The following is a 4176-nucleotide window of genomic DNA, read 5'->3' on the forward strand; positions in this document are numbered from 1 at the left end:
CCAGGGAAAGGCCGGCCCCGAGGCGCAGCGGCTGACCATCGTCGCCCTCGACACCATCAACACTCCTTTCCTCGACCAGACGCGAGGCCGCGAGGCCCTGGTGAAGTACCTGGTGAAGAACCTGGATCGCGGCCCGGTGACGCTGCTCAAGATCTATCCCGGCGGGGTGAGCCTGGTCTTTGACTTCACCACCAACCCGGAGATCATCCGGGCGGGACTCACGCAGGCCCTGAAGCAGAATTTCCACAGCATGCAGGGCTCGAGGCCCACGGACCTGCCCCCCAATATCGCGGAATTCGTGGGGGAGCTGCAGCGAGCCGATCCATCGCGCGTGGCGAAGATGATAAGTGACTTGGCGGAGGCATTCCCCTCCAGCACCCTGCAACGGAACACCATTGAGGAGACGCTGGAGGCCCTGCGGCATATCGCCGGGGTGTATGGCGGCCTGCCCGGGCGGAAGTCGCTGCTGTGGTTGACCGCCGGCTTCCCCTTCGACCTGGACCCGAAGTTGGAGGCCACGCCGGGGAGCGTGACCTGGATCTACGACCGCACCTTTCAGCAGCTCAGCGATGCCGACGTCGCGGTGTACCCGGTGAACCTCAAGGGCATGGAGATCCAGGGCACGGGTCTGGACGATACCGCCAGGAACCGCGGCACCTCCATCGCCGATCCCACTACCTTCTCCGCCCCGAAGGGCGACGAGCAGTACAACCTGCGCATGGCCACGCTGAATGAAGTGGCCTCCCGCACCGGAGGCCAGGCCTACTACTACGACAACGATCTGCCGAAGGCCTTTGAGAAGGCGGAAGCGGATGCCTCCGCCTATTACATGCTGGCCTACTACCTGGACCGCGCGAACACGCTTCCGGGGTGGCACAAGCTCCAGGTCAAGACCGAGCGCAAAGGCGCCAACCTGCGCGCCCGCAGTGGCTTCTTCACCGGCGCGCCGGGGGCGCCGGGGGCGGAGGGCGGGGAACTGGCTGTCGCGCTGAACTCTCCCTTCGATTACACCGAGCTACCACTGACGGTGCGCTGGCTGCCGGCCGCGGCCGGACCCGGCGACTCCCAGCACCAGGCGGCCTGCGAGGTCGTCCTTCCGGCCGGCGCGGTGACGGTGGCCAACAATCACGTGAGCGTGGAGTTCCTGGCGGTCGCCCGCGACCGCAGCGGCAACATCGCCGCGCAGTTCTCGCAGCAGGTGAGCGAGGACCTGAAGCCGGATGGACTAGCGGAACTGCAAAGCAAGGGCCTCACCTACCACAACGCGCTGCAGCTTCCCCCCGGCGACTACCAGGTGCGCTTCGTGGTGCGCGACGATGCCAGCGGCCGCATCGGCAGCGTGCTGGCCCCGCTCAAGGTGGAACAGCCGTCAGCGGTCAGCCGGTAGACGCTGGAGGACCAAGGCATGAGTGCGAGCAAGAAGAGGATACCCGGCCTGATGCTGCTCGCCGCGTGGCTCGTCCTGTTGGCGGTGATTACGGTGAAATGGGTCGTCCCCGTCTTTGCCAACCTATTTGTAGGTCTTGGGGTTGAGGTTCCTTCCTTCTATGTGCGTCTTTTCGGCCCGATCGTAGGTGCAATCGTCTTCCTCGGCACCCCCGTACTGCTCATTCTGTTTTTATTGGCGGTGAGCGTTGCGGCGCGACGGCGAGGGCACGCCTAAATCGATTTCACCGGCAAAGCAGTGAGGTCGTCCACCAGGCCGACCTCCTTTTGCAGGAAGGGCTCGGCGTACTTCACGCCGGCCAGCAGGCCGTAGAAGCGGGCCATGGCCTCCACTCGCCCGCGGATCTCGTCGAAGGCGGGGAAGTCGGCGCGCCCGGCCTCCTGGTCGGAGAACTGCGACTGGTAGGCGTAGATGGATTCCAGGCGGGCCTCGAACTGATCGGTGATGTCCACCACGAAGGTCGGGCGGATGTCGAAGTAGAGCGTGGCGTAGACGATCTTGAAGGGGCGGTGCACGGGAAGAGTTTCTAGTTTCTCGTTTCTAGTTTCTCGTGATCGGATGTTCGAAGAAGCAGCGGCACTTTCGAGGCCGAGCTTGGCTAATCCAGCCAGGAAGCAAGCCTCGTAGCCGAGCACCGAGGCGTTGTAGTGGTCGGGGTGGCGCCCCTGCCAGTAGGGCAGGATGACCACGCGCGGGCGCTGCTGGCGCAGCACGCGCGCCACCTTCAGCCGGTTCTCCCAGGTGTTCTCCACGCGGCCGTCGGGGATGTCGAGGGCCTCGCGCCAGGAGACCTTGAGGATGCGAGCGGCCTGGGCGGCTTCGCGGGCACGATCTTCGGCGGTGCCGCGCGTGCCCATCTCCCCTTGGGTGAGGTCGAGGATGCCGGTGCGGTGGCCGAGTTGCGCCATCTTGAGCAGGGTGCCGCCGCAGGTCTGCTCCACGTCGTCGCGATGGGCGGCGATGGCCAGGATGTCGAGCGGCGCCGCCGTCATCGGTCCAACCCCTGCTCGATGACCACGTTTTCGCGCACGATCAGGCGATGGGGCGCCATCTCGCGCAGGGTGGGCAGCACGCGCTGGATGTGCTCTTCGGTGTCGATGAAGGTGACCACCAGGGGCAGCTTGCCGCCCGCGTCCACCAGTCCGCTGCTCTTGACCCGCCCGGTGCCGGTGAAGCCGGCGACGGCGTGCAGCACCGTCGCGCCCGCCACCTTCTCGTCGTGCAGGTAGTTGAGGATGGCCAGGTGCAGCGGCTTATGGTGCCACTGATCGGCCTCGTTGAGGTAGATGGAGACCTGGACGGCCATGAGTTTCTCCGCGGGCATTCTACAGCCCCCTCGCCAGCGCTGCACCCGTCAGCACGGCCGCCAGGCAGAGCAGGTTGTTGGCCAGGATGTTGGAGCCGAAGAGCAGCCACTGCCCCTGCTCGAAGTAGGACATGGTCTCGAAGGCGTAGCTGGAAAAGGTCGTGTAGGAGCCGCAGAAGCCGATGGCGATGAGCAGGCGCCACTTGGGGTCGGCCAGCACGCGCTCCGTGGTCCAAACCAGGAAAAGGCCGAGTAGGAAACTACCGGTGATGTTGATGAACAGGGTGCCGAAAGGGAAGGTGACGCCGATCACGCGGGCAGCCAGGCGGCCGACCAGAAAGCGCAGGCTGGCGCCCAGGACCGCGCCCAGGGATATCCAGAGATAGGCTTGCACGATGGAGCTCTCCTCAACCAGTGTTGGTAGGAGTCATCAGCCCCGGCGCGTGCCGTGGCGGTTGTGGCGAACTCCATCGCCGTCGCAGCATTTTACCCCAGGGGGCGCAGAGTGCGCGCGAGATCCTTCGGACCTGAAGGTCCTCAGGATGACGCCGTCAAGGATCTGCTACTTCTTGCGCTCCACCAGGAAGCGGGCGAGCTGCTTGAGGGTCTCGGCGCGGGGGCCGAAGGCGGCCAGAGCGGCGCAGCCGGAATCCACCAGCGCCTCCGCCTTCTTCATGGATTCCTCGACGCCGAAGAGAGCGGGATAGGTGGCTTTCTCGCTGGCCGTGTCCTTGCCCGCGGTCTTGCCCAATTGCTCGGAGGACTGGGTGACGTCGAGTACGTCGTCGGCGATCTGGAAGGCGAGGCCGACGGCGCGGCCGAAGTCGCGCAGTCGGGCGAGTTGCTCCTCGTCCGCGCCGGCGTACAGCCCGCCGGACACCAGGCTGGCAGTGATGAGCGCGCCCGTCTTGGAGCGGTGGATGTACTCCAGGGTGCGGGCGTCCGGGCGAGTGCGCTCGGCTTCCAGGTCCATGACCTGGCCGCCGATCATGCCTTCGACGGTGCCGGTGCCGCGGGCCACTTCCTCGATGATGCGCACGCGGCGCTCGGCGGGGCAGCGCAGCCGGGAGAACACCTGGTAGGCGTAGGTCTGCAGGGCGTCGCCGGCCAGGATGGCGGTGGCCTCCCCGAAAGCCTTGTGGCAGGTGGGCTGGCCGCGGCGCAGGTCATCGTTGTCGAGCGCGGGCAAGTCGTCGTGGATGAGGGAGTAGGTGTGCAGCATCTCCAGGGCGCAGCCCACTTCCTCGATGCCCGCGGGGAGCGAGCCCGCGACCATGCGCGCCGCTTCCAGGCAGAGGATGGGACGCAGCCGCTTGCCGCCGGCGAAGACGCTGTGGCGCATGGCCCGGTGGATGGACTCCGGGTACTGCGTCGCCGGGGGCAGCAACCTCTCCAGGGCGGCATCGATCGCGGCGCGGCCCTG

Annotated in this window: 6 protein-coding genes and 1 riboswitch; of the genes, 2 read left to right on the top strand and 4 right to left on the bottom strand. The window is 66.5% G+C overall.

All coding sequences use genetic code 11. From position 1 onward, the window contains the following. The coding region (locus VEG08_06110) for a VWA domain-containing protein (GenBank protein ID HXZ27559.1) at window positions 1-1387 on the top strand (1387 nt) is incomplete at its 5' end. Window positions 1388-1405: 18 nt separating this feature from the next. Next, window positions 1406-1663 (top strand): hypothetical protein, encoded by a 258-nt coding sequence (locus VEG08_06115; GenBank protein HXZ27560.1) that lies wholly within the window; start codon window positions 1406-1408, stop codon window positions 1661-1663. Here VEG08_06115 and bshB1 read toward each other — a convergent pair. From bshB1 to VEG08_06135, 4 genes are all read right to left on the bottom strand, one after another. Further along, window positions 1660-2439 carry a bacillithiol biosynthesis deacetylase BshB1 gene (bshB1, locus tag VEG08_06120; GenBank protein ID HXZ27561.1) on the bottom strand — a complete coding sequence of 260 codons (780 nt, stop codon included), beginning with the start codon at window positions 2437-2439 and terminating at the stop codon, window positions 1660-1662. The two genes, VEG08_06115 and bshB1, sit on opposite strands and share 4 nt — an antisense overlap. After that, on the bottom strand, window positions 2436-2753 hold the full coding sequence (locus VEG08_06125; protein HXZ27562.1) for a DUF190 domain-containing protein: 318 nt from the start codon (window positions 2751-2753) through the stop codon (window positions 2436-2438). The genes bshB1 and VEG08_06125 overlap by 4 nt, the downstream gene beginning before the upstream one ends. Before the next feature lie 19 nt (window positions 2754-2772). Next, window positions 2773-3147 (bottom strand): fluoride efflux transporter CrcB, encoded by a 375-nt coding sequence (gene crcB, locus VEG08_06130; protein ID HXZ27563.1) that lies wholly within the window; start codon window positions 3145-3147, stop codon window positions 2773-2775. Window positions 3148-3167: 20 nt separating this feature from the next. Next, window positions 3168-3237, bottom strand: a riboswitch (Fluoride riboswitch). 78 nt (window positions 3238-3315) lie between these two features. Continuing rightward, window positions 3316-4161, bottom strand: a complete 846-nt coding sequence (locus VEG08_06135) for a farnesyl diphosphate synthase (GenBank protein ID HXZ27564.1) — start codon at window positions 4159-4161, stop codon at window positions 3316-3318. Window positions 4162-4176 lie beyond the last annotated feature (15 nt).

The organism is Terriglobales bacterium (assembly GCA_035624475.1).
Classification (GTDB): Bacteria; Acidobacteriota; Terriglobia; order Terriglobales; family Acidobacteriaceae; genus DASPRL01.

Coding starts and splice junctions, on each gene's coding strand:
- VEG08_06115 (HXZ27560.1), top strand. CDS start 1,406: ATGAGTGCGAGCAAGAAGAGGATACCCGGCCTGATGCTGCTCGCCGCG.
- bshB1 (HXZ27561.1), bottom strand. CDS start 2,439: ATGACGGCGGCGCCGCTCGACATCCTGGCCATCGCCGCCCATCGCGAC.
- VEG08_06125 (HXZ27562.1), bottom strand. CDS start 2,753: ATGGCCGTCCAGGTCTCCATCTACCTCAACGAGGCCGATCAGTGGCAC.